This window comes from Bowmanella denitrificans (genome assembly GCF_002887595.1).
Classification (GTDB): Bacteria; Pseudomonadota; Gammaproteobacteria; order Enterobacterales; family Alteromonadaceae; genus Bowmanella; species Bowmanella denitrificans.
The window spans coordinates 697,340-720,541 of record NZ_PEBU01000002.1; the positions used below are offsets into that span (position 1 = coordinate 697,340).

15 protein-coding genes are annotated in these 23,202 nt (G+C 48.0%); 13 read left to right on the top strand and 2 right to left on the bottom strand.

Annotated elements, in window-relative coordinates; translation table 11 throughout:
- Positions 1 to 261 precede the first annotated feature (261 nt).
- The 4 genes from CSR04_RS06660 to CSR04_RS06675 all read left to right on the top strand — a co-directional run bounded on the left by CSR04_RS06660 (position 262) and on the right by CSR04_RS06675 (position 9,319).
- On the top strand, positions 262 to 2,898 hold the full coding sequence (locus CSR04_RS06660) for a TonB-dependent receptor (protein WP_102795457.1): 2,637 nt from the start codon (positions 262 to 264) through the stop codon (positions 2,896 to 2,898).
- 46 nt (positions 2,899 to 2,944) lie between these two features.
- On the top strand, positions 2,945 to 4,435 hold the full coding sequence (locus CSR04_RS06665; RefSeq protein ID WP_102795458.1) for a tryptophan halogenase family protein: 1,491 nt from the start codon (positions 2,945 to 2,947) through the stop codon (positions 4,433 to 4,435).
- A 230-nt stretch (positions 4,436 to 4,665) separates the two neighbouring features.
- A complete protein-coding gene (locus tag CSR04_RS06670) occupies positions 4,666 to 7,701 on the top strand; it encodes a TonB-dependent receptor (protein WP_102795459.1) in 3,036 nt (1,011 codons plus the stop codon).
- A 109-nt stretch (positions 7,702 to 7,810) separates the two neighbouring features.
- On the top strand, positions 7,811 to 9,319 hold the full coding sequence (locus tag CSR04_RS06675) for a tryptophan halogenase family protein (RefSeq protein ID WP_102795460.1): 1,509 nt from the start codon (positions 7,811 to 7,813) through the stop codon (positions 9,317 to 9,319).
- A 67-nt stretch (positions 9,320 to 9,386) separates the two neighbouring features.
- Here the strand turns inward: CSR04_RS06675 and CSR04_RS06680 are convergent, their stop codons facing one another.
- On the bottom strand, positions 9,387 to 10,904 hold the full coding sequence (locus CSR04_RS06680) for a tryptophan halogenase family protein (RefSeq protein WP_102795461.1): 1,518 nt from the start codon (positions 10,902 to 10,904) through the stop codon (positions 9,387 to 9,389).
- A 236-nt stretch (positions 10,905 to 11,140) separates the two neighbouring features.
- Complete coding sequence (locus tag CSR04_RS24685) at positions 11,141 to 11,410, bottom strand: hypothetical protein (RefSeq protein WP_146027114.1); 270 nt, start codon at positions 11,408 to 11,410, stop codon at positions 11,141 to 11,143.
- A gap of 277 nt (positions 11,411 to 11,687) precedes the next feature.
- On the opposite strand from CSR04_RS24685, the gene CSR04_RS06685 reads away from it, so the two are divergent.
- The 9 genes from CSR04_RS06685 (at position 11,688) to CSR04_RS06725 (ending at position 23,130) form a co-directional block, all read left to right on the top strand.
- Positions 11,688 to 14,198 (top strand): family 20 glycosylhydrolase, encoded by a 2,511-nt coding sequence (locus tag CSR04_RS06685; protein ID WP_172449262.1) that lies wholly within the window; start codon positions 11,688 to 11,690, stop codon positions 14,196 to 14,198.
- A gap of 131 nt (positions 14,199 to 14,329) precedes the next feature.
- Positions 14,330 to 15,223: an N-acetylglucosamine kinase gene (gene nagK, locus CSR04_RS06690; RefSeq protein WP_102795463.1), complete on the top strand. Its 894-nt coding sequence runs from the start codon at positions 14,330 to 14,332 to the stop codon at positions 15,221 to 15,223.
- Positions 15,223 to 16,221 carry a glucosamine-6-phosphate deaminase NagB-II gene (gene nagB-II, locus CSR04_RS06695; protein ID WP_102795464.1) on the top strand — a complete coding sequence of 333 codons (999 nt, stop codon included), beginning with the start codon at positions 15,223 to 15,225 and terminating at the stop codon, positions 16,219 to 16,221. Before nagK ends, nagB-II begins: the two co-directional genes overlap by 1 nt.
- Positions 16,222 to 16,233: 12 nt before the next feature.
- Entirely contained in the window at positions 16,234 to 17,355 is a 1,122-nt protein-coding gene (nagA, locus tag CSR04_RS06700) for an N-acetylglucosamine-6-phosphate deacetylase (RefSeq protein WP_102795465.1), read from the top strand.
- Between the two features lie 82 nt (positions 17,356 to 17,437).
- Positions 17,438 to 18,730 (top strand): N-acetylglucosamine MFS transporter NagP, encoded by a 1,293-nt coding sequence (nagP, locus tag CSR04_RS06705; protein ID WP_245921409.1) that lies wholly within the window; start codon positions 17,438 to 17,440, stop codon positions 18,728 to 18,730.
- 72 nt (positions 18,731 to 18,802) lie between these two features.
- Complete coding sequence (locus CSR04_RS06710; protein ID WP_102795467.1) at positions 18,803 to 19,885, top strand: acyltransferase family protein; 1,083 nt, start codon at positions 18,803 to 18,805, stop codon at positions 19,883 to 19,885.
- Positions 19,886 to 20,089: 204 nt separating this feature from the next.
- Entirely contained in the window at positions 20,090 to 21,214 is a 1,125-nt protein-coding gene (locus CSR04_RS06715) for a type 1 glutamine amidotransferase domain-containing protein (protein ID WP_172449263.1), read from the top strand.
- 22 nt (positions 21,215 to 21,236) lie between these two features.
- Positions 21,237 to 21,920, top strand: coding sequence for a response regulator transcription factor (locus CSR04_RS06720; protein ID WP_102795469.1), 684 nt, complete (start codon positions 21,237 to 21,239; stop codon positions 21,918 to 21,920).
- Positions 21,907 to 23,130 carry a sensor histidine kinase gene (locus tag CSR04_RS06725; RefSeq protein WP_102795470.1) on the top strand — a complete coding sequence of 408 codons (1,224 nt, stop codon included), beginning with the start codon at positions 21,907 to 21,909 and terminating at the stop codon, positions 23,128 to 23,130. Before CSR04_RS06720 ends, CSR04_RS06725 begins: the two co-directional genes overlap by 14 nt.
- The last annotated feature ends 72 nt before the right edge of the window (positions 23,131 to 23,202 follow it).

Consider the following 23,202-nt stretch of genomic DNA (forward strand, 5'->3'; position numbering starts at 1 on the left):
TGTCGTATGCCACTAACAACTGACTAGCGTAAAAAGTAACATCCATTCAGCACTACTCAACCCAGCCAGACAGACAAGTTGTTACAATTGAAAGGTAACACTTGTAATTTCATTGTAAGAAACACATTGATAGTTCATTAACTATGCGGTAATTTCGCACTTAATGACAGCGTTGTCATGATGTGATAACGGCGCTGTCATTTTTAATAACAGCAAATGACAACGCTGTCACTCACACAAAACAATTCATGAGAGGGCATCATGACTTCAATAAGACTGAACAAAGTAACACAGGGCTTGTGCTTAGTATTGGCACTTGGCAGCACTACAGCCAGCCAAGTGGTAATAGCTCAGGAATCAGCATCAGGCGCAACGGATTCGGTGGAAACCATTCAGGTTCGTGGCATCCGTCGTTCTCTGGAAGCGTCGATGAATACCAAGCGATTCGCCAATACAGTGGTTGACGCCATAACATCAGAAGACATCGGTAAATTTCCAGATAAAAATATTGGTGATGCGCTTCAACGTATCTCTGGTGTAACAGTGGATCGCCAGTACGGCGAAGTAAGCGGCGTAACCATTCGCGGCACTGCACCTGAGCAAAGCAGAATTCTGCTGAATGGCAACACGGTAGCCAGTACTTCCTGGTATGACTTAGGTCCGGCGACACGTACTTTTAATATGGAGCTGTTGTCCGCGGAGCAAGTGTCTGCAGTTGAAGTCCATAAAACCCCAGAAGCTGCATTAGAGGAAGGCGCATTAGGTGGCACAGTAAACCTAACAACCCGCAAGCCCCTTGGGCTGGATGCAAACACCTTCATGATCTCTGGTGAATTAGCGCGTGGTTCTTTATACGATGAAACTGATCCAGGTTTGTCAGGACTGGCCAGTTGGAAAAATGAAGCGTCCTCTTTCGGTGTGCTAGCCGCCTACTCCATTGAGCAACTTACTTCAGGGCGACATGTACTTGAGTCATTGAGTGGCTATTATGAGTATTTTCCTGAAAATCAGGACACCGGCCAAGAGTCTACGGTTGGAGCCTGGGGCATTGGTTCACAGGCTTTTAAAGCAGAACGTGAAAGAACCAGTGCTCAGGTTACCCTTCAATTTGCACCTACAGATTCTGTTGATGTCTCACTAGATTACTTTAGATTCGAGTTTGACAATCCTCATGTAAACCACAACTTCCTGACGGTTAGTGCTCGTGGTGCTGGAGCCACAGATGTGCAAAACAATGCTAAAGGCGGCACTGAGAAGGCAACAATTCTTCCGGCATATGCCTCAATTATTTACAACCCGGTTGTCCGCCATGCGGTCAATATGAAGGCTGATGTGCTAAATCTGACTCACGCTTATACTGGTGACGGATTCAAAGTCTCCGGCACTATTGGTCGCTCTACGTCTGAAGGTGGTACACAAGGAGGTTCTTCATCCTGGTGGATCCCTGCGACGGATGAAGGCGACAGAATCGGCGATCCAGCTTTTCCAAATCAGGGCAGCGTAGACGGTGGCTTCACCTATGATGCAACAGGACCATACCAGGTATGGTTAACGTCCTTAGATGCAACAGATGCCAGCCAGTTAAAACATGCGCAAGAAGCCAACTATGAGACCACTGTGCAGAAGCACGATGTCAACTATGCGCAATTAGACTTGAGCATCGATCTTGAAGATGGATTCTTCACTAAAGTTGAAACTGGCGTGAAGTTCAACAGTAGTGATTTCGCCAGAACAGCATTTAATCGTAATCCTGCAGAAATCATCGGATTCGTACCCAACGGTAACCTGAGTAACTGGACAGGTGGCATACTGTCCGGATTGCACTCACAAACATCGGGCCACACTCTGAGCAGCTACGCTTACTTAGATGAAGACAGATGGTGGGATTTCATCAGCCAGAAGTATCAAAATGGTGAGTTAGTAGAAGTCGCTAATCTGGGAAATACCTTCGAAATCAACGAAGACATGCTGGCATATTATGTTCAGGCTGACTTCGCAGGGGAAAACCTTCGCGGTAATATCGGTCTTCGTTACGTAGACACCGATCAGGCCTCTCGTGGCTTTGCTGGTGGTCAGGCGTTTTCTGATGATGTGAGTTACGACAATTGGCTACCCAGCGTAAACGTTGCCTATGATTTGACCGATGATGTGATTTTGCGTGCAGGCGCTTCCTCGGTTATGGCTCGTACCAACTATAGCGATCTGAAGCCAGGCCTGGCGATAGATGCAAACATTGGTAGTGCGCAAGGCGGTAACCCCAGCCTTAAACCCTATGAAGCTGACCAGATAGATGTGGCGGCAGAGTGGTACTTCTCGCCCTCCTCTATGGCCTCTGCGGCGTTGTTTTACAAAGATATCGCCAATGTAGTTTTCAATTCGGAAAGCATCCAATTTGTTGAAGGTTGTGGTGCATCAGAAGCCGATTGGGACAAGTGCCGCGTCACTCAGCCACAAAATGGCGGTGAAGGAAAAGTCACAGGTCTGGAACTTCAGTTACAACATACTTTTGACAATGGTGTTGGCTTTATAACTAACTATACCTATGTGGATAGTGAAACTACCCGACCTGATGGTTCCAAAGAAATGGTACCAGGCGTTTCTGAAAATTCATTCAACGGTTCAGTATTCTTTGAAAACGAATTGTTGAGTGCCCGCCTGGCGTATAACTGGCGTTCTGAATGGGTTGGCGTTGGTGCCGTACAGTCTGTAAGAAACGACAGTTACCAGCAGGTGGATGCCTCTGTAACCTGGCATGTTACGGAAGCGCTGGATGTAACATTGGAAGGGGTTAACCTGACGAATGAAACCATTGAGTCGTATGACATCAACTATGACCTGACGCAAAACACCATTGAATTTGGCTCTCGTTACTATTTAAGTGCGAGCTACAAATTCTAACAGGGTTTAGGCCGACCGCTGGTCGGCCTTCTTTATTGCTACAAATATGAGAAGAAAAAAATTAATCGTGGTTGGTGGAGGTACTGCCGGTTGGATGGCAGCCTGTGCCGTCGCTAAACAGCTTCCCTACCTGGATGTGACGTTGTTGGAATCGCCGGCAATTCCTCCAGTGGGTGTAGGGGAAGGTTCTACCCCGCACTTTAAACGCTTTATGGCTCTGCTGGGGATTGACGAGTCAGTCTGGATGCCCGCCTGCGGCGCGACGTATAAGAATGGAATCTTTTTTCGCAATTGGAATGGCAAACAGGACCAATATTTCCATCCATTTTATTGTAAAGATGACGTTAAACCAGCAGAGGTATTTTTTTATTTGGCAAATCAACGCCGCCGAGGAATGCCGATTGACGTGGATATTTGTGATTACTTTATTACCGGCCATCTGGTCCGGCAACACAAAGCGCCGGTATCACAACAAAAAGCGATAAACACCGAGTATGGCTATCACTTTTCCGCTGATCGACTGGCCGCATTTCTGAAGGTAATTGCCCTTGGTTTGGGCGTGACGCACAAGCTTGGTATGGTTGACAGAGTCACATTGGTGCCCGAAGGTGATGCGGTTGCATCACTAATATTGCATGACGGCCAGCGCCTTGAAGCGGACTTGTTTATTGATGCCAGTGGATTTCAATCAATATTGCTGGGTAAGGCACTGAAAGTGCCATTTATCCCCTTTTCTGACCAACTATTAACTAACCGCGCCGTTACCCTGGCAACGAAACAGACGCCGCCTTTCACCTTCACAGATTCTATTGCCATGAATGCAGGATGGCGCTGGCGTATTCCCCTGCAAGATCGCATTGGCAACGGCTATGTTTATGCTGATGCCTTTATTTCCCCTGAACAGGCCGAACAAGAGCTGATTAGTGAATTGGGTGAAAACGTGGTTGATGGCAGTATTCGTCATCTGAGCTTTACCGCCGGTATGCGCCAAAAAACCTGGGTGGGTAATGTACTGGGTATCGGTTTAGCACAGAGCTTTGTCGAGCCGCTGGAAGCGACATCTCTAATGGTGACTCAACTGTGCATAGAATTTTTCATCCATCATATGCATAGCCAAGGCGGAACATTGCAGGATAAACAACAACAGTTAAACCAGCAGGTCAGCAGTCTTTTGGCAGGAATCAAAGATTACATTGTCTGCCATTACGTCACTAGTCAACGAACGGACACCCAATTCTGGCAGCAGGCTTCCCAAGTTAATAAAGGTCGTGTACTAGAAGAAATCATGCACACTTGGAGAGTCGGGCAAGATGTTGATGAAGTGCTACATACTCGAGACAAAGAGTTGGCTTACTTTCGCCCTTCCTGGTACGCCATTCTAAACGGTATGGACTATCACGCTGATAATACTGCGACTCCAGGTGATGCTTTACCAATGAGTTTGTTAGATCAAGCCAAACGTTATAATCAGCATCTGTGTGAGGAAAACTTCATTTCTCAAGAAAAGTTACTGTTGGAATTTACCCGAACACACTGATTTTTTTGCCAAAGTACGTTACAGAATAAGGGTTTTAAGTACCTTGTATTAACAAAGAAAACCCAACGAATGTTACCACATTGTAAAAAAACTGGTTGCTAAGCTTTCGATTGTGCGGTAGGTTTACAGCATGACAACGCTGTCATCTGGTTGTTGCAGCGCTTGTCATTTTAAATAAAAACAAATGACAACGTTGTCATTCACACAATTCAGCTTCATGAGAGGGCATCATGACATCAACCAAACTCAATAAGATCACGCAGGGGCTTAAGCTGGCTCTGGTCGTGGGCGCAACCTTCAGTTCACAACAGTTAATGGCTCAGGAAGCCGCAAGCGGTGCGGATGAAAACCTCGAGGTCATTCAGATTAAAGGGCTTAGAGCATCAAGTGTTGCATCGATAAATGCAAAACGCTTTGCGGGTTCACAGGTAGACGGTATTGCGGCAACAGATATCGGTAAGTTGCCTGATGTAACGATAACGGATTCACTGCAACGTATCACTGGTGTGCAAGTTCAGCGTGTCGCAGGTGAAGGTGGACCTGTACAGATTCGTGGTTTACCGCAAATAGATACCATGTTTAATGGTGAAGTATTTCTGAGTGCCACCACTATTGACCAATCAGCAGCAGACTTTGGTAACTTGCCTGCACAGTTGTTTTCGGGCGTTGATGTCTATAAGTCTGGTGAAGCCAAGCATAACGCTGCGGGTATCGCTGGTGCAATCAACCTGAAAACCAGACGTCCATTTGATATGGAAGAAGGTTATACATTTAGTGGTGGTGCAGAGTTAAACCGTGGCTCAATCAGTAAAGAAAATGATCCTATGTTTCATGGCTTGGCCAGTTACAACAACGGAAAGTTCGGGGTATTAGTTGCCGCAGTGACTACCGATGTTGTTTTGGCTACCGACTACAATGGACACAACGATACGTCTGAAAACGGTGGTGTGGGTTGGACATTTAGCCAAGACGAAGTTGGTTCGGATGGCAAGTCATACCGGACTATTGCGCCTCATGGTTTTACTGCGTTCCATAAGCAAGAAGAGCGTGAGCGTCAGGCATTGCAGTTCTCTGCGCAGGCCGATTTGGGTGAAGGTTTTACCTTGACCGCTGATTATTTCTATACAAATCAGGACAGATTTAATAACCGTAGTGGTTTTAACCATAACAGCCGTTGGCAAGGCAATGATATCTACTCAATTCCAGTAGGATTCACTGGAGACACCTGGAAAGGCACCGACGGCGCAAACTGGCGTGCTGCCAATGCGTTCGATCTGGTTCCTTACCGAATGCAGACGTTTACTCAGGTAAATATCAACGAGGAAAAGTCACAGAACTTCAACCTGCAGTTGGATTACGACAATGGTGGTAATTTGACGGGTCAGGTGCGTGCGACTCATGCCAAAGCGACGGCGAAAATGCGCCACGGTTATGGTGAAGGCGACATCATGAGTATCGACCAGGGTTCCTTGGTTACAGGGCCCGGCGGACTAAATCCCGCATCTTACTGCACCAATGGTGAGGAAATTGTTGGGGATCTGGGTGGATGTTATGCAAACTACTCTACCGGTATTCAGGACAGTGACTTCTTAATTCGCCACGACGCTTCAGGTGAATTCCCTGTGTTCTCCGGTTTTGATCAAATGGTCAACGGTGGTAAAGGGGTTAGATCTGTTGCGGATTACATGGCTGACATCGATTCATATCATATCGGTGCGTTTTCCTCTGAGGGAAATACTGATGATGAAGGTGAAATAAGCACATTAAGTACAAAATGGAACTACAAGCTTGATAATGACTACATCACCAGCATCGATTTTGGTGTGAGATATAGTCAGCGTAAAGTGGATCATGATCAGTTCACCTACACGTCAGACTTTGGAGATGGTTGTGATATTGCACAGTGGAAAGCGGTAGACCAAACATATAATGGTGCAGCCGAAGGTAGCCCTTGTTATGAAGTCGATGGAACGGGTGAGCACGTCAATGGTGTTTGGACTCCCTATACTCTGTTAGCTCCGACTCGTTTGGATCAATACACCACAACGACCTGGCAAACTAATTTTGGTGATGTCAGAGGTATTCCTGGTGTTTGGGTAATAGACGCAGAAAACTTCCGCGATCCCCGTGCATTCCACGAACGCGTATTTGGTAACGTTGCCCGTGTGGAAAACGGTGGTGCTACCTATGATGTGGGTCTGGATGAGATTACCTATTTTGTTCAAGCTAATTTTGAGGTTGATAAACTAAGAGGTAATGCCGGTATTAAGATGGTTGATACCGACCTTTATGTTAAACAAAACCTTGTCGGTCCAAACCTGCCCCACTCTGGTCTGGGACCAGATATTGGTGACGCGGTAACAGATCGTGGTTACAGGGATTACCTGCCTTCTGTGAACCTGGCGTATTCAGTGACAGATGACATCATAGTGCGTGCCGCCTACTCTAAGAACATGCAGCCACTTAACCTCTCTCAATGGGGTGAAGGAAAAGTTGTGGGTATGGTCTTCAACGAAGCCTGTAACTGTATGCGCGTTGAAAACGGTAACCTGAATGGTAACCCTCAACTGGATCCCTGGAGATCCACCAACTGGTCATTGTCAGGTGAATGGTATATCGGCAGTGCATCAATGGCTTATGTCGCTACCTACAAGATTGATATCGAAAGCTTTACCTTTAGAGATACCATCTATGTAGAAGAGCCTGATTCTGATGGTGTTGTGCGCGGAGAAGGTGATCCGGCCGTGGACGGTGATGTAGGTCATCCATTCACAGCCAGTGTGCAAGGTGAAGGTGGTAATGTAACCGGTTATGAAATCGGAACCAAAATTGCACTAAGTGACTTTGTCTCTGAAGACAGCATTCTGAGTAATTTCGGCTTGGATGCTAACTATACTTACAGCGACAGTGAGCAAGACAAAAAAGACATCTTTGATAAAGACCTGCCCTTTGAAGGCATGTCTAAAGATACTTATAACTTAGTATTGTGGTACGAGCAGGATGAGTTTTCTGTGCGATTGGCCTGGAACTCCAGAAGCCCTCGCCTGATTACATCCAGCTCTAGCGGTACTGCGTTGTATCAAGATGACTATTCTCAACTTGATTTCAATGCAACCTATAACTTTAGCGATAGTGTGAGCTTCTATCTGAATGGTTCAAACATCACTGAAGAATACCAGCAAACCTACATTGAAGTTCCAGCGCAAAAAGCGTTCCAGAACGTTTATGAAGCACGTTGGACGTTGGGTACCCGTGTAACATTCTAAGGAATGTAGCGCAGCATGGCTGAAAGACCGCAGTGGTTAACACTGCGGTCTTTTTTTTCATAATTTAAGATGATAATAATGGTTTGCATGTTGTTGAGGAGTAGAGACTTTGGCTGAAACATTAAACGTTGCCTCAATTGCTATTGTAGGTGGCGGTACCGCTGGCTGGATGACAGCGGCCGCATTGAGCCATCATTTTAAGAATCAGCCCGTAGATATAACCGTCGTGGAGTCCAGTAAATTAGGCACAGTAGGCGTTGGTGAAGCTACGATTCCAACTTTAAGGCGGTTCTATCAAAAATTAGGGTTTTCTGATCTTCAGGTACTTAAAGCGTCTGCGGGTACCTGTAAATTAGGTATCGAATTCAGGGACTGGTATAAACCCGATACCTCTTTTATCCATCCGTTTGGGCTTTTTGGACAGGGAACCAAAGAAGTACCATTTCACCATTATTGGCTACGCGCAAAAGCTAACGGAGGCGCAGCCCCACTTGAACAGTTTTCCCTCGGCGTTCAACTTGCAAGCCAAAATAAATTCAAGTTACCTATTGATAAACCCACAAGCCAGTTAGAGATATACGATTGGGCACTGCATTTTGACGCCGCATTGTTTGCTCATTTAATGCGCGAGTTTTCGATCTCCAATGGCGTAAAATTAATTGATAATGAGATAGTCGAAGTAAAGACCGACAGCGAAAAGCGGCAGATCAGTTCATTGATTTTTTCGGATGGTACATATCTTCAAACCGATCTGTATATTGATTGCTCGGGCTTTCACTCTTTGTTGTTGGCTGGTGCATTAGAAGTGGGCTATGAAGATTGGAGCCAATGGCTGGTTTGTAACAGTGCCTTTGCCGTACAAAGTGAGTTAGTCGGTCCCCCACCATCCCGAACTATTGCTACTGCTAGGTCTGCCGGCTGGCAATGGACTATTCCATTGCAGCATAGGCAAGGCAATGGTCATGTTTATGCCGATAGTTTTACTGACGATGAAACTGCCAGAAATACTCTGGTTAGCAATATCAAAGGTAAACTATTACATGACCCCAGACATTTCCGTTTTACCCCTGGACGTCGCAGCCATGCATGGAAAGGCAACTGCGTAGCAATTGGTTTATCTGCTGGCTTTCTTGAGCCTCTGGAGTCGACCAGTATTGCGTTGGTTGAAACAGCCATTGATAAACTGCTGATGACGTTTAGACAGCCTAAATACCATAAAGAGGATGTGCAGCGTTTTAATCAAGTGACAGCGATGGAGTACGAACGAGTCAGGGATTTTATTATATTGCATTACAAAGCCAATCAACGCAGCGGTGCAATGTGGGAGTACTGTCGGAACATGGCACTCCCTGAACTTCTACAGGACAAACTCAATCGATATTTACGCAATGGCGAAATTGTTACCTACCCATGGGAGATATTTGGCCGTGACAGTTGGCTGGCCATTTTTAATGGCTTTGCCATTTACCCACAGAATTATCATCCAAGAGCAGACAATATGCCGATGGATTATCTGCAGAAACATCTGGCCTTTATGCAATCACAGGTATCTCAATGGGTGGCAGACTCTCCATCTCATAACGACTTTTTAAAGACCCACTGTCAATACACAGGTTAAAGGGAGCCAGGCTTTCTTCTCTATGCGAGCGAGTTTAAAACAGCCACCTTTAAGGTGGCTGTTTCTCTTAACTGTCCTTTGGCATTCTTGCCTTACAGTGTCTGTCTATAAAGGTTTGGTGGCTAATAACCTGTTGTACAGCCCCTTGAATGGACGCTTTCATTTGTTGCAAATTTTTTATCAAGCTGTCGGTGTTAGCCATGCTCGCCCGCATATCCACTCCATCAGGCACAACACCAAAGGCGTTATACATAGTTAACCAGCTTGAAGGTTCGAATGACTCAGTTTCATGCTCAATTAGATGACCACAGCTCTTATACAGCCCCAACTTATGTTGCAGACTTTCGGGGATCTCCGCCTCTTGGCACTGCCGCCAAAACGCTGAGTCATTTCTTGATGACAACTTGTAGTGCAAAATAAGGAAGTCGCGTATGTGTTCCATTTCGCTATTGTGCAACCGATTTACTTCGGCAATGTTAAAGGGGTTAAACGAGGTATCTGGGAAAAACCTTAATAACTTTGCAATTGCTGTTTGAATCAATGAAATACTGGTAGATTCAAGCGGCTCTAAAAAGCCTGAAGCTAACCCTAGGGCAAAACAGTTTTTATTCCAAATGTTTTTCCGTCTTCCTGGGGTAAAACGAAAATGTCTGGGTTTGTTGATTACCCCGCCCTCAATATTTGCCAACAACATGGCTTCGGCCTTTTCCTTAGACTGAAAGTGGCTGGCATAGATGTAGCCGTTACCCATTCTGTGCTGCAGGGGGATACGCCACTGCCAGCCGTTTTCACGCGCAATAGAACGCGTATAGGGTGTAGGCTCGCCAACTAGCTCACTTTGCACAGCCACCGCAGCATCGCAAAACAGCCAATGACTCCAATCTTCGTAGCCCGTGTTCAGGGCTTGCTCAATTAACAGGCCCTTAAATCCCGTGCAGTCGATAAAAAACTGCCCCTCGATGCACTGGCCATCCTTTAGCTGGATAGCCTGAATAAAACCATCTTGGGGGTTTAACTTCACGTCCTCGACTTCACCATCTATCCACTTAACACCGAGATTTATACTGAATTTCTTCAAATAAGCCGCATACAGACTGGCATCAAAATGATAAGCATAGGAATAGTCGGCCAAAGGCGTTGGCGGATTTGGATGGGGCTGAGCAAACTTATTCTGCTTAGCCAATTGAATCGCAAAACTAAAGTCTGTTAGGTCCAACCCGGCCCCTTTGCGATTTAAATGGTGGATAAAATGATGAAACGCAACTTGTTGTATTTCCATACCATAGTCGGCAAAAGGATGGAAAAAATCGCCTCCTAGCTTATTCCAGTTCTCAAACTGAATCCCCAGTTTAAAACTGGCCTGGGTGGCTTTGATTAGCTCTAACTCGTCAATTCCTAAATTTCGATTGAAGTCCACAATACCTGGAATAGTGGCTTCACCCACCCCCACTGTGCCGATTTGAGATGACTCAACTAAAGTGATTGTCACCTCTCGATGCTCTGAAAACTTGGCCAGGCTGGCTGCCGCCATCCAACCTGCAGTTCCACCGCCGACAATGATTATTTTTCTTATTTCGTTAGTCATCTATAAACACATTCTTGTTTGGAGAATGAAACCATTTAGTAGCTTATAATTAACGGTTAAACACATTCAAAACAGATTACCAGCTGTTTTGGTCTTTCCTATACACTCAAGCCTTTACTGATAAGCACTTAGACAATAAGTGCCTCTGCCAACTCAGTTTCATCCGGTCGGTATGTGCTAGTGGCATTCTTAAATACAGGCCACACAGGCCTGTATTTAACTACTCTATTAATCTTTTAATCAATCACGCCGTATGCCGTTGCCACTGTGATTGGGACAGGATAGCCACCTTCAAACCTGCATTCCACCTTTAAGATTCTAACATTTGGATAACGATCTTCTAGTGCTCTCACTGCTGAACCAGACGCATGCACACACGCATAATAATCAGAGCCTCTAGCACCTCGAGAGTCACTCACATATTGAGCAGCCCACGCAGAGGCAGATACGGCGCAGGTGATTACCGCTGCGAATATAGCTTTTCTACCAAATAATTGAACTTTCATAATATACACCTTCCCTATATATACATTGAGATTCTGCTTAAGATGGCTGGATGCTAATGCACTGTTCAGCACAGCATATTAGGGAAAGATCAAAAACTATCTACTACCACATCCCTGTAGAACAAAACATTTGCAACACAATCCATCTTTGTTAACATAAATGACAACGCTGTCATTGTCAAAGATTAACCAACCTGGTTAACGATTGAATAACAACAATATGAAGGAAACTATCTTGTCAGGACTTAAACTATCCCGGATTGCGCTAGGTCTAGCCATGTTTAGCAGCTCTGCACTGGTTCAGGCAGCCCCCATTAGTCAAACCCAACTAGATACCTTAGGTGCCAATCTCGATGTAACCTATCGGGTGGTAGATAACGTGAATGCCAGTGGCTGCAGCGAAAGCCTGGGTGGTGGCAAGTGTTTTGACGCTAATATCACCTTGGCAATAGACCAGGACCTTCCTGTATCAGGCTGGCAACTTTACTTCAGTCATACTACCCCTATTCAATCAGACAGCAGTGAGCTGTTTGATATACAGCACATTAACGGTGATTTGCACACCATCACACCGACTGCTCAATTCAGTGGTTTTAAAGCCGGTCAGACCTATTCGATTCCGCTGAAAGGCACCTTCTGGCACGCCTCTGCGTCAGACCAGATGCCAAATTACTTTGTTGTAGCAGACGGCTTAAAGCCCGTCATCATTGACAGTACCCGCGAAGTCAGAGACCTAGATAGCCAATTAACTTACAACCAGCATGTGGCCCCGCTAAACCAGCCTCAGCAATATCTCCGCAGCAAGGAAGATAGCCTGCCTTTAGCTGATGCCCAGTGGTTGTACAACCATTATCAGGATGTCAACTCACAGGCCACCGCACTGGAGTCCAATCGCATTATTCCGGCTATCAGCCATGTAGAGTTGGATGGTGGTCAGCTTAATCTCAAAGCTGGTATTGCTGTGACATCAACAGAAGTGATTGCCCAGGCCTTAGCGTATTTGGGCAAAAAAGGCATACCCCAGAATAAGCAAGGGGTACCAGTTACCTTTATTGATGATAGTAACCTGGTGGCTGATGCTTACGAGCTACAAGTTAGCCAAAGCAATATAAGTATCAAAGCTGGCAGCGGCAGCGGTCGATACTACGCATTGATCAGTCTGGCGGCCTTGGCAGATAAAGGCCAGGTAGCAACCGGGCGCTATCAGGACAGCCCAAGATACCCGTTCCGGGGCATGCATGTGGATGTGTCGCGTAACTTCCATAGCAAGGAAATGATACTCAGGCTGCTCGACCAAATGGCCAGCGTTAAACTCAACAAATTGCATTTCCATCTGGCCGATGATGAAGGCTGGCGGCTTGAAATTCCTGATTTGCCTGAACTAACCGAAATCGGTGCTTACCGTTGCTATGACCCATCCGAAACCCGCTGCCTGCTGCCGCAACTGGGTAATGGTCCGGAGCAGGATACCTCAGGCAACGGTTTCTATACCGTGGCGGATTATCAGGAAATTCTCGCCTATGCCAAAGCCCGGCATATTGAGGTGATTCCATCATTAGACATGCCCGGCCATTCCCGCGCTGCCACCCGCGCGATGCTGGCCCGTTCCAACAAATATATGCAGCAGGAAAAGCCAGATTTGGCTAATGAGTACCTGTTAACCGACTTACAGGACACCACGGTCTACTCGTCGGTACAATTTTACCACGACAACACCATTAATCCCTGCCTGCCCTCTTCTTATCGCTTTGTTACTAAAGTGCTGAATGAGATCTACAAGATGCACAGCGATGCAGGCATGCCGCTGAATCGCTACCACATTGGTGCCGATGAAACCGCTGGTGCATGGAAGGAATCTCCAGCCTGTGCCGACATCATAGCCAAACACAATATGGATGACCCGGAGCAGCTCACAGCTTATTTTGTTGAAAAGGTTACCAAAATTGTTAACGCCATGGGTGTGACCGCGGGTGCCTGGAGTGATGGCTTGAGCCACGTTGAACAGGAAAAACTCGCGCCGCGTATTCAGGCAAATATCTGGGATGCCCTGTTCTGGCAAGGCCATAACAGAGCACAGGATTTTGCCAACCGAGGCTGGGATGTGGTGCTGTCCATTCCAGACGCGCTTTATTTTGACTTCCCCTATGCTCTGGACCCGCTGGAACCCGGTTATTATTGGGCATCACGTAATACCGACAGTTTTAAAGTATTCCGCTTTATGCCTGACAACCTGCCAGCCCACGCAGAGTTCTGGCCTAACCGAATGGGCACGCCATTTACCGCCAAAGACGACACACCACTTAAGGCAGGTTCGGCCTATATCGGCATGCAGGGTCAGCTGTGGAGTGAAACGGTCAGAGACGACAAACGTGCCGAGTTTATGATCTATCCAAGATTACACGCCCTGGCTGAGCGAGCCTGGCATAAAGCTGACTGGGAAGTGCCTTATCAGGCTGGTCGTGAATATGGTCCGGCTACAGATTATTTTAATGCCGACAAAGAAACACTGCTACGTAAAGACTGGGCCGGTTTTAGTCATGCCCTGGTCAACCGGTTCTTGCCGGATATGGCTGGCGAAGTACTGTTTCGCTTACCGCCTCCGGGCGCAAAAATCAATGACGGTAAACTGCATGCCAACAGCTTGTGGCAAGGTCTTGTTATTGAATATCGTGAAAAAGGTAGCGATTGGCAACCTTATCAAAACCCCGTGGCGGTACAAGGCCAGCTTGAGGTTAGAAGCCGTCTGCCAGGAATGCAACGAAGCAGCCGCATCATACAAGTGAACTAATGATGAAAAAACTTTACCAAATGATTACAAAACAAAATGACAACGCTGTCATCAGTCTGTTAGGCTACAGTTTCGCTGGTCAACCTGCGCATAGCTTGACCTGTTCCGGTTTGTTAGAAGGTAACGTATAAATGAAGAGGCAGGAAAAACTCTACCTCGGTATCGACGGCGGCGGCAGTAAGTGTAAGGTGCTGCTGGCCAATGAGCAGGGACAGGCGTTGGCAACTGGGATGTCAGGCCCGGCAAATCCAAATCAGGGTTTGGATCTGGCGATCAATTCCATTATGGATGCCACAGAACAGGCTTTGCATCAGGCTGGCTTTGCATCCAGCATGGTGGACCAACTGGTGGTCGGTGCTGGTTTGGCCGGAGTCAACCTGCCTAAGTATCGCGCCATGTTAGACCAGTGGGATCACCCCTTTGCGCAGTTTCATATTACCACTGACCTGCAGATTGCCTGTCTGGGAGCCCACGACGGTGAAGACGGGGCAGTGATCATTGCCGGAACAGGTTCTATTGGTATGGCTCACGTGGACGGTAACAGCCACGAACTGGGTGGCTATGGATTCAGTGTCGGCGATCAGGGTAGCGGAGCCTGGATGGGCGTTACCGCCATCAAACAAACTCTGCAGGCGATGGATGGCCTGTTACCGCGAACTGAATTGGTGGATCAGGTGCTTGAGTTTACTCAGTGCAGAACTGCCCAGGAACTGGCCCAACAGATGGCCAATCTGAAACCTTCGGCCTATGCCAAACTGGCACCGTTGGTCATTGAACGTGCCGCAGCCAAAGATACGCTGGCGTTGGATATTGTATTAAACGGGGCAGACTACATCAGTCGCCTGGCCAGAAAATTGTTAACCTACAATCCGCCCAGATTATCTATGATCGGTGGTCTGGCGCCCAGGATTCAATCCTGGCTGGATGAAGATGTGCGAGTGCGCGTTGAACCAGCCAAGCAGCCCCCAGAAATCGGGGCCATATTATTCGCTCAACAACAAGCCTTAGTAAGTGAGAAAGCTTAATGTCAACCAGTATCATGGCCCAAGAAGCCGCCGAAACCCCAAACAGAGTTAAAAGTCAGTTGGTAGACAACAAAGACGCTTGTCACCAGCTTGGTCAACGTATTCGCCTGTTTGATCCTGCCTTTGTTCTGATGGTGGGACGGGGCTCATCCGATCACGCCGGCGTGTTCGCCAAATATCTGATTGAAATTGAAACAGGCACACCGGTCACCGCCTCTGCCCCCTCTGTCGCCAGTGTTTATGGTAAAGAGTTGAAACTTAAGCAAGCGCTGGTGATTGTAATATCCCAGTCCGGTCGCAGCCCCGATATTCTGGCCCAGGCCAAGGCGGCCAAAAATGCCGGTGGTTTAGTGGTTGCCCTGGTTAATGACACAACGTCGCCGCTGGCCGAGTTGGTAGATTTTGTATTGCCTTTAAATGCCGGAGCCGAAAAAGCCGTAGCAGCGACCAAAAGTTATTTGTGTACCTTAAGTGCACTGCTGCAAATGGTGGCCTACTGGAAACAGGATAAGGAGCTGATCGCCGCACTAGAGCAGTTACCCGAAGCACTGCAGCAAGCCATCGATGCACCGGTTCAATTGACGGTAGATTTTGTCCGCGACCTGAAACACTGCGTGGTACTGGGGCGAGGTTTTGGTTATGCCATTGCGCGTGAACTGGCGCTGAAACTGAAAGAAGTCTGCAGCGTGCATGCCGAGGCATTCTCCAGTGCTGAGTTCCTGCACGGCCCGGTGACTTTGGTTCAGAAGAAACTGGCAGTGGTTGACCTGACCATCGAAGACGAATCGGTAGATGCACACCGTCAGCAGATTGAAGAAGTGGGACGTCGCGGTGCAGTACTTTGCCACATGGCACAGACAAGCAAAGACATCCACCCTCGCCTGGCGCCTCTAACCTTATTACAACGCTTCTATCTTGATGTGGAACAGGTGGCGCAGGCACTGGGTTACAACCCGGATTCACCTGTTGGTCTGAACAAAGTCACGCAAACATTGTAATCAGAGGTATTCATGGCGGTAACTTACCTGAGTAAAGCATTTTTTGATGGTGAACAGCTTCATCAGAATGCCAGTGTGACAGTGGAAAATGGCAAAGTGCTGTCCCTTGAAGCGCAAACCGGTGCGCAGGTTATAGAACTTGATGGGCTGCTAGTGCCAGGCTTTGTGGATGTTCAAGTCAATGGCGGCGGCGGTGTGCTGTTTAACACCGATCAGTCCGTTCAGGGAATTGCAGAAATACTCAAGGCCCATGCCCGTTTTGGCACTACCGCCATGTTACCAACCCTGATTACCGACGATTTGGATGTTATTCAAAAAGCCGCCAACGGAATGGCTGAGGCTATTGCAGCCAAGACTCCTGGCATTCACGGTATTCACTTTGAAGGGCCGCATCTGAGCAAGCCCAAAAAAGGCATTCATCGCGAGCAATTTATTCGCCCAATCAGTGATGCTGAGCTGGCTCAATTTTGCCGCCAAGATCTGGGCAAAGTGCTGGTGACCCTGGCTCCTGAAAATGTGCCAGCCGATGTGATTCGCGATTTGGTCAAACAAGGCGTTAAAGTCTGTCTGGGCCATTCCAATGCCGATGTCGACACCACACTGGCGGCCATAGAAGCTGGTGCCGACGGTTTTACCCACTTGTTCAATGCTATGTCTGCCATGACCAGTCGTGAACCGGGCATGGTAGGTGCGGCATTGGCCAGCGACAGTTACTGTGGTTTGATACTGGATCATTATCATGTCCACGCCATTAGCGCCAAAGCGGCGATTAAAGCCAAGGGCATCGAACGAATTATGCTGGTGACCGATGCTATGGCCCATGTGGGTGCAGATATGGATGAACTGCCGTTTTTTGATACACAAATTCGCCGTAATGGCGATATGCTGACCATTCCTGGCGGAACCCTGGCGGGCTCGGCTCTGGACATGGCCAGTGCAGTACGTAATTGCCATCGTGATCTGGGCTTTACGCTAGCCCAAAGCTTGCAGATGGCTTCTCTGACCCCAGCGTGTTATCTGGGACTGGATAACAAATTGGGTAAATTGCAGCCAGGTTTCAACGCCGACATGGTGCTGTTGGATGACAATCAACAAGTTAAACAAAACTGGATAGGTGGTCAGGCGCAACTCTGATTTATCAAGCCAGGTGAATACAACAAGTGTGTCGGCGCTTCGGCCCGGCGTTAATCAAAGTGAGAATAAGATGGATACCACAATGAGTACCCGCGACCTACCAAGAAGCAACGCCGTGCCTATGGCCATCGTTGCAGGGCTGTTTTTTATACTTGGCTTTGCGACCTGGCTGAATGGTTCGTTAATGCCCTACCTAAAGCAGATTTTTGACCTGACGCCATTCCAGGCCGCACTGATCCTTGGCAATTTTTATATTGCCGTCACCTTCACCGCTATCCCCTCGGCCTGGATCATCCGCAAAGTGGGCTACAAAAACGGCATGGCATTGGCAATTGGCGGCATGCTGTTCGCTGCGTTACTGTATATTCCCGCTGCAGAAACACAAACCTTTGGTTTGTTCCTGTTTGCACAGCTTTGCATGGGGGTCGCGCAGACCTTGTTGCAAACGGCAGTTAACCCTTATGTCGTGCGTTTGGGGCCAGAAGAATCGGCTGCGGTGCGGGTAAGCATTATGGGTATACTGAATAAAAGTGCCGGTGTGGTTGCCCCACTGGTATTCAGTGCTCTAATTGCAGCGCAGTTTACCGGGTTGGTGGGTAAAGAACTGACTGCGGAAGAAGTCACCATGATGGCAGACAGCCTGATCCTGCCTTATCTGGGCATGGCAGCCTTTTTTGGTGTGATTGCTCTGGCAGTAAAGTTTTCGCCGATTCCCGAGTTGCAGGACAATGAAGAGGAAGGCGGTGAACAAGGCACGGTGAAAGAGGCGCTGCGTCATCCTCATCTGGTGTTAGGCGTATTGTCGTTGTTTTTCTATGTGGCAGCAGAGGTGATTGCCGCCGACACTATTGGGGCTTATGCCCTGTCTTTAGGGGTGGAAAACTACAGTGTCATGACATCCTACACCATGGTTTGTATGGTGGTTGGCTATGTACTGGGCATTATTTTGATCCCTCGGGTCATCTCCCAGCAAAAAGCACTGACCTTCTCCGCCGTGCTGGGTATTTTGCTGGCACTGGCCATTGTCTTTGGTAGCGCAGAATCTACCGCCATCGCCGATGCGGTATTGGTGCCATTTGGCGGAGCCCAGTTGCCGAACTCCCTGTTGCTGATTGCGGTATTGGGCCTGGCGAATGCCATAGTCTGGCCAGCCGTATGGCCAATGGCCCTTTCCGGTTTGGGCAAACTGACCAGCGTTGCCTCGGGTTTACTGGTAATGGGCATCGCAGGCGGGGCATTTGGCCCAATGTTCTGGGGATTGTTAAGCGGTGCAGGTGATGCCGCCGGACAACAATTTGGCTATATCGTGCTACTGCCTTGTTACCTGTTTATTCTGTATTTTGCCGTAGCAGGCCATAAAAAACGTAGCTGGTAGTAATAGCGTTATTTTGCAAAGCGCGCTCTGTGTAGGCGCGCTTTTTTGTATCGATAGATTAGAGGTGATTCAATGAAACGTGAATTGAGTCTGGATGTTTTTCGCGGCCTGACTCTGGCGGCAATGATTTTGGTTAACACACCCGGCAGTTGGTCGCATGTATATGCGCCGCTTCTGCATGCAAGCTGGCATGGTTTGACCCCAACAGACCTTATTTTTCCGTTTTTTTTGTTTATTGTGGGCGCTGCCATGTTCCATTCCATGGGGCGTATTCCCAAGGGGCAAATTCCCTGGATTAAGATTGTTAAACGTACCTTGCTGATGTTCTTGATCGGTTTTGCACTAAATATTTACCCTTTTACCGGCGACCCGGAAAACTGGCGCATTATGGGCGTACTGCAGCGTATCGCCTTGTGTTATTTTGTCGGCGCATTGCTTATTTTAACCCTCAGTGCGCGTGGGGTATGGTTGGCCAGCGCTGCAATTCTGCTTGGCTACTGGTTACTGATGCAAGTCAGCCCGGATCCATGGTCCCTTGAACATAACTTGGTGCGCCAGATGGATATGGCAGTGCTGGGAGCTGACCATCTGTATCAGGGCTTCGGTATGCCTTTTGACCCGGAAGGGTTGTTAAGTTGTTTACCTGCCGTGGTAACATTATTGGCAGGCTACTTAACCTCCAGCATGCTGGCTGCCTGTGCCACTCACCAGCTTAAAATTAAGACTTTACTGACCTGGGCAGCGATTGCGCTGTTAGCAGGTTTGCTGTGGCACCCGCTTCAGCCAATTAACAAGGCGCTGTGGACAGGCTCCTATGTATTGGTATGCAGCGCATTTGCCTGGCTGATTCTGGCACTCATCATTTATTGTCATGATATTAAGCAGTGGCAAAAAGGCTTTTACTGGGCCCAGGTGTACGGCAGTAACCCATTGTTTTTCTATGTGCTGTCCTGGTTGTATGCCGCCACACTTGGCCAGGTGATTCGCTTTGATGTGGATGGCAAAACCATCAGCGCTTACCAGTGGCTGTTCCAGCTTCTGAGCGACATGATGTCACAGAAGAACGCCTCGCTGCTGTTCGCATTAATTGCTGTGGGCCTGCATTACCTGCTGTCTGCCTGGTTGTATAAACGTAAGATCTTTATCAAGATTTAACGCCTGGTTAAAACGCCCTCAGGGGCGTTTTTCATTTCACACACATTTTACGCTAGTCAGCGTTTTGCCTGAAAATAATCCTGAGCGCACCCAATAGGGCTAATGCCTCTTTGGCCTTAACAACATCAGCGTATTTGTCAGCACTTCACAGTCATTTCACATTAAGTCATGGATGCTAGCGGTACAAACAAACGGAGCAACCTTATGAAACTGCTAAATTACCTCACGATAATTGTGGGCCTGCTGCTTAGCAGCGCCTTGTATGCTAAACCCCGTATGCTGATGGTTGTCAGCAGTTACGGCGAGACAAACACGGCTGATGAGATTATCAAGCCTGGCTTTGAATTTGATGAATTGGCCAAAGCCTATTTGGTATTTAGCAACAACGGCCTGGAAGTGGATATCGCCAGTCCCTTGGGCGGTTACCCGGTGGCTGATAAATATGACCCGGAAAAGCCCTATAATCAGGCGTTTTCCCAGGATCCTGTGGCCATCAGCAAGCTTAACAACAGCCTGGTGTTGTCCCAGATTAAGCCAGCCGATTATCAGGCGGTGTTTGTCGTGGGTGGTAAGGGCCCGATGTTTGACCTTTATCAGGATAAGGCCCTGCAACATATTATCGGCACTATCTGGGAAAACAACGGTATCGTTTCTGCCGTATGCCATGGACCTGCTGCGTTAGTAAATGTAAAGCTCTCGGATGGCAGCTACCTGGTTTCAGGCAAAAAAGTGAATGGTTTCACTAATCAGGAAGAAGCAGCATTTGGCAAAAAGTGGAAAAAAGACTTCTCTTTTTTGCTGGAAGACAAACTCCGCGAACGTGGTGCACAATTTGAAAGCTCAGCACTGATGCTTAGCCATGTGGCCACAGACACCCGCCTGGTTACCGGTCAGAACCCGTTCTCTACCGTAGATACCGCCTTGGCAGTGCTTAAGGCCATTGGCATTGAGGCCAAGCATCGTCCCTCATACAAAGACGACAACAGTATCAAACTGGTAAGGGATTTATTAGAGGGGATGCCCTACAGTACCGCGCAGTTAAAAGAAAACAGCGCCGTACAAGTGGAGCTGATTGGCATGTACGGTTACTATCTTGCCCAATTTGGCCAAGATAAAAATGACAAACACAATGCAATTCGTATTATGGAACTGGTCAACCCCATTATGCAGCACCCTGCCCTGGTGACACAGATTGCCCAGACGCATCAGGCGCTGGGTAATGACATGGCGGCACGGCAAACTTTAACCACGTACTTGCAAGCGCACCCAGAATCCGAAAACGTGCAGGCACTGCTTAACGAATTGGAATCGAAGCAAGTCGTCAGGTAAGCATCAACACTGAGATCCAGCATTGAAAATACTGATAATTGAAGACAACCGGGATATTGCCGCCAATATTGCCGAATTCCTGGCAACGGAAAACTGGCAACTGGATTTTGCCCACAATGGACAATTGGGACTGCAACTTGCCCTTGAACATTATTATGATTTGTTGATTCTGGATCTGATGTTACCCGGTCTGGACGGCTGGCAACTCTGTACAGAGTTGCGCCGTCAGGCTGACCGGCATATCCCAATTCTTATGCTTACCGCGCGGGACAGTCTGCATGACAAGGTAAAGGGATTTGAGTTGGGCGCTGACGATTACCTGACCAAGCCTTTTGCTTTGCCTGAACTTAAGATGCGCTGTATGGCCCTGAGCCGCCGTCATGAAGTAAACCAGCCACATGATCTAACACTCGGCCCATTGGTTATAGACAAAGGTGCCAACCAGGCCTGGCGTGATGGCGTGGCGCTGAACTTAAATCCCATTCCGTTCAAAATACTATTGGTTCTTGCCCAGGCACATCCAAGAGTTGTCACTCGCTCTGAGCTGATCGAGCGTATCTGGCAGGACGAACCAACCGACTCAGATGCCCTGCGTTCACATATTTATCAGCTACGCCAGAAGCTCGACAAACCCTTCACGACCCCATTGCTGCATACATTGCATCATTTGGGCTTTACCCTGAAATTGCCCCATGACCCGTCATAGTCTTAAATATCGGTTGCTGCTGAGCCTGACCCTGACAACCTGCCTGACGGCATTGCTGTTTGGCATGGTCAGTTTTCTTTTTGCTTATAATATCGAGGACAGCTTTTTTGAGAGGATCCTTGAAGACGAAGCAATACGGGTCAGCCAAACGAGCAACTCTGCCCCTCACCTGCCCTTTGTCACTTTGTATACTGACCTCCAACAACTACCCGATGCGCTGCAATCAGTGCTGGCAGCAGAGCCCCAGCGCAAGGAAATCGGTGTGGATGACGGCCGCCATTTTCATCTTAAACGGTTAGATGATGGACGCCTGTTAGTCGCTGAAGTCAGTGATTATCTGATTGTGCGTAAGATAAAAGGTGGCATGCTGAAGTTTCTGCTGATTTGCCTGTCGCTGGTGCTGCTATTGGCCTTGTTGCTGGCCTTGTCCATTGCCAACCGATTACTCAAGCCCTTATTTCGTCTGACCCAGGTAATTGAAACTGCAACAGAGTCTGGCTTACCCAAGGGCTTTGCCAACGCGTACCCCAATAACGAAATTGGTATTCTGGCGCAAGCCCTGGACACGCAAATGCAGCGTATCGATGCTTTTATCCAACGCGAGCAACAATTCACCCGCGATGTCAGCCATGAATTGCGTACCCCACTCACGGTGTTTTGTGGAGCCCTGACACTGCTTAATCAAACCCAGCTGGACGATCGCCAGGTGGAATTGGTAACGCGTCTTAACAACGGCAGCGAGAAGATGCAGTGTTGTCTGCAGGGGCTGCTGGCACTGGCCCGGGAGGAGAACCTTGTGCCTGTTCAATTAAATCTTCGTTTCGCCATTGAACAAGCGTTACTGCCACATTTGCAACATCTGACTGAGCAGGACCGGTTGGTCAGCGTCGAGGTGGATGGGCAATTCACTGTCACCCTGCCATCTGCTGTACTGGATGCAGTCTTGTCCAATCTGGTTGGTAATGCCGTGAGTCACGGCTATGGTGAGCTGAGGATTGAGCTGCGTGATAGGCAACTGTTAATCGCAAATCAAGGCCCCATGCTATCAGCCGAGCTACACGATACATTGTTCGACAGCGGCACTAAAGGACCAGACAGCCAAGGTCTGGGCATGGGGCTTTCCATTGTTAAGCGCTTGTGCGATAGCTACCAGGTTCACTTTGAATTTCGCTCTGATAAACAGAATAATAGTGCCGTATTGGTGTTCTGAGTGAATTCACACATCTAGCTATGGACATTCAGCACTGTTTATCTTTACCGTAAACAATTAGTGAAGGCGCTA